A 2,767-nucleotide genomic window follows, 5' to 3' on the forward strand; every position below is an offset into this window, starting at 1 on the left:
GTTAAACCTGGTGCTCTTTTTAAAGATGACATCAGTAAAGGTACTTATTTAACACAAGATATGATCTCCAATCCGGGAGACCGAGATTATATGTACTTGTCACTAAATGATGGTGAATTACCTTATTTTTATGAAGTAACAGGTATTGGAGTCGTACAAACGGCAACTCTTACTCCTGGCGATAAAGTGAGTTTTGTTTCAACAACGTCTTCAAAATCAAACCTGGTTGAGAATGGGTATGGTGATATTGGCGATCTCGTTAGCCGAGTAATTATCAGTGGGGCGCGTGTTTTGCAGGTAATAAAAGGCAGTGAAGATAGTGACTCCGAAGATGCAGAGGATAAAAAATACAGTTTAGTCATTGCATTGAATATGCGGAGTGTTTTGAAGCTAGAAATGGCTCAAAAAATTGGTGATGTGAATATTATTCCATCTGAAATAGAAAATCGCTATTTATCTATCCGCAGTAGTGACCTTTTAGAAACTCAGTTTGGTGTCAGAGAATTACGTGGTAAGGAATAACATGACTTTAAAGAAGAAAAATATAGCCTTGCTATTGTGCGGGATTCTTTCATGTCCATTGCTCGCATCAGAATTAATGAACTTGGATCAAGGCGCTGCGAAAACCATTAATTTGAAGAGACAGATATCGACGGTGTTTGTCGCGAATCAAGAAATAGCAGACTACAAAATTATCGATGAAAATAAGGTTGTAGTTTATGGCGTTGGCCAAGGAACGACCTCTGTGATTGTTTATGATCGCGGTGGAAACGAAATTTATAACGCAGAATTGGTAGTCAACCAAAGTTTAAGACTATTGAAGCAAACACTCATTGCTAGATTCCCTGATGAAAACGTTGTGGTTTCCAATGTAGGTGACCAAGTTGTATTAGATGGCATTGTCGGTAGTGAAGAGATTAAACAAAAAATCAATCGACTTGTTGGTGAAATGTTGAAGAAAGATCGTCGCCGCGCAGCTTATGAACTAAAGGATGCGGACGGTGAAGCCTTAGACGAGCTAGAGTACACGGCAAAGTACAACTACGATCAAGTCATTAATAACTTGAAAGTACTCACTACTGAGCAGATCAATGTCAAGCTAACGGTCGCGGAAGTATCTAGCTCATTTTTGACAGAATTAGGTGTTACTTATAGCGATAGTGGTGATCCGGGTACTTTTGTAAATAAGCTACTTGATTTTACGGCTCAAGATATCGTTTCAGTTATTTCCGCTAGTGGTGATGACAAAATCGGGCGTGTATTGGCCGAGCCCAACCTTTCTGTTATTTCAGGTGAGCAGGCTAGTTTCCTAGCCGGTGGCGAGATACCAATTGCTATCAGAGATGAAGACGGGATTACCATTTCTTATAAAGAATACGGCGTTAAGTTGGCCATGGTTGCAAAGGTAACTGACACAGAGAATATTCGCCTAACCTTGATCCCAGAGGTTAGCTCGATTGATGAATCAAACAAAACCACGACAGGCTTAATTTCTGTGCCTTCTTTACGAACTCGACGAGCTCAAACAACGGTTCACTTGAAAGATGGGCAAAGTTTTGTTTTGGCGGGGCTATTGACATCGGAAGAGCGTGAATCGTTAACCAAGATTCCAATCTTGGGAGATATTCCAATTCTAGGTGCGTTGTTTAGCCACTCTTCCACCAACCGTTCCAAGACTGAATTGATCATTGTTGCGACTGTAAACTTGGTTGATCCGGTTGAGCAAGAGCAGGTCAAATTGCCAAGCTTTAGACGCACAAGTGATCTCGAAAGACTCCTTAGAATTGATCTTTCGGAACTTGACGAACCAGAGCTTGAAAACACGATAAACCAAGGAGGATTCAACTAATGAGATGGATCGTTATTACTTTAATCGCTCTTATTGCTTCTGCTTGTTCTCATGTTGATACCCCAAACTCTAGTGTGATTGAGCAACTGGAGGAGCGCTTTGAATTTGATATGGCGAGTAGTGAAGATTCAATCTCTCGCTCGGTGGCCTTTATTCGTGAGCTCAATGCGAGAGAACCTAAGGCGACGTTCTACGTTAAATATAAACCGGATGCGAGTGAGTTTGTTGCCAAATTACGAGATCGATTTAAGTCGGAATCTATCGCAAAAGACAGATATAAAATCGAACTTGCCGATCATGACCAAGAAAAAAACATCTTAATCATAGGTCGATATGTCCGAATTAAAAGCAGCGAATGTGGAGTGATGGTGTTCTCGAAAAGGGAAGATTATCAATTTGGTTGTAGTGTTGAACATAACCGAAACATCAGCTTGGTTAACCCAATTAAGAAGGCGAAATAGTAATGGACTTGGATATCTTGTTTCGTAATTCGTCGTCGAAAGTGAAGTCGACGGTTGAGGCTACCGATCTCATTGTGTCTGATGATAATACCCTAACTGAATCTATTAATGATTTGTACGCTATTGAAGGTTTCCCTAAACCACTTGAAGTCACCGATATTGATTTAGATGGCGTTTGGAATCAGTCAAACATTAAGCTTAACCACGTTGTGTTGGATCTTCGTAGTGCCTCCAACGTTATAGAGCAAGTTTCCGAGATTTCGGTTCGTTTGGATGTGAATATATCTTTGCTTGTTCTCTGTGATGTTGATTCGATAAAGCTGCGTAACCAAGTGCATGCATTAGGTGCTAGTTATGTTCTTTGGGATCCTGAACTTGATTCATTACTTGCGGCAATTAAAACGACGCAAGAAGGTGAAAGCACCGTTAAAAAAACGCGTGTAGCCAAACGTATATT

General features: G+C 40.5%; 3 protein-coding genes and 1 pseudogene. All 4 read left to right on the top strand.

Features of this window, described 5'->3' with window-relative positions:
• Window positions 1-522, top strand: a 522-nt coding sequence (locus AB4496_RS10365; protein WP_372130923.1) for a pilus assembly protein CpaB, incomplete at its 5' end; no start/stop codon positions are given.
• Window position 523: 1 nt separating this feature from the next.
• Complete coding sequence (locus tag AB4496_RS10370; RefSeq protein WP_009845564.1) at window positions 524-1,849, top strand: type II and III secretion system protein family protein; 1,326 nt, start codon at window positions 524-526, stop codon at window positions 1,847-1,849.
• A complete protein-coding gene (locus AB4496_RS10375) occupies window positions 1,849-2,310 on the top strand; it encodes a hypothetical protein (RefSeq protein ID WP_009845563.1) in 462 nt (153 codons plus the stop codon). Before AB4496_RS10370 ends, AB4496_RS10375 begins: the two co-directional genes overlap by 1 nt.
• A gap of 2 nt (window positions 2,311-2,312) precedes the next feature.
• A pseudogene (locus AB4496_RS10380) lies at window positions 2,313-2,767 on the top strand (type II secretion protein); the annotation flags it as partial.

The sequence above is a fragment of the Vibrio sp. 10N.222.46.A1 genome (genome assembly GCF_041473595.1).
In the GTDB taxonomy this organism is placed as follows: Bacteria; Pseudomonadota; Gammaproteobacteria; order Enterobacterales; family Vibrionaceae; genus Vibrio; species Vibrio tasmaniensis_A.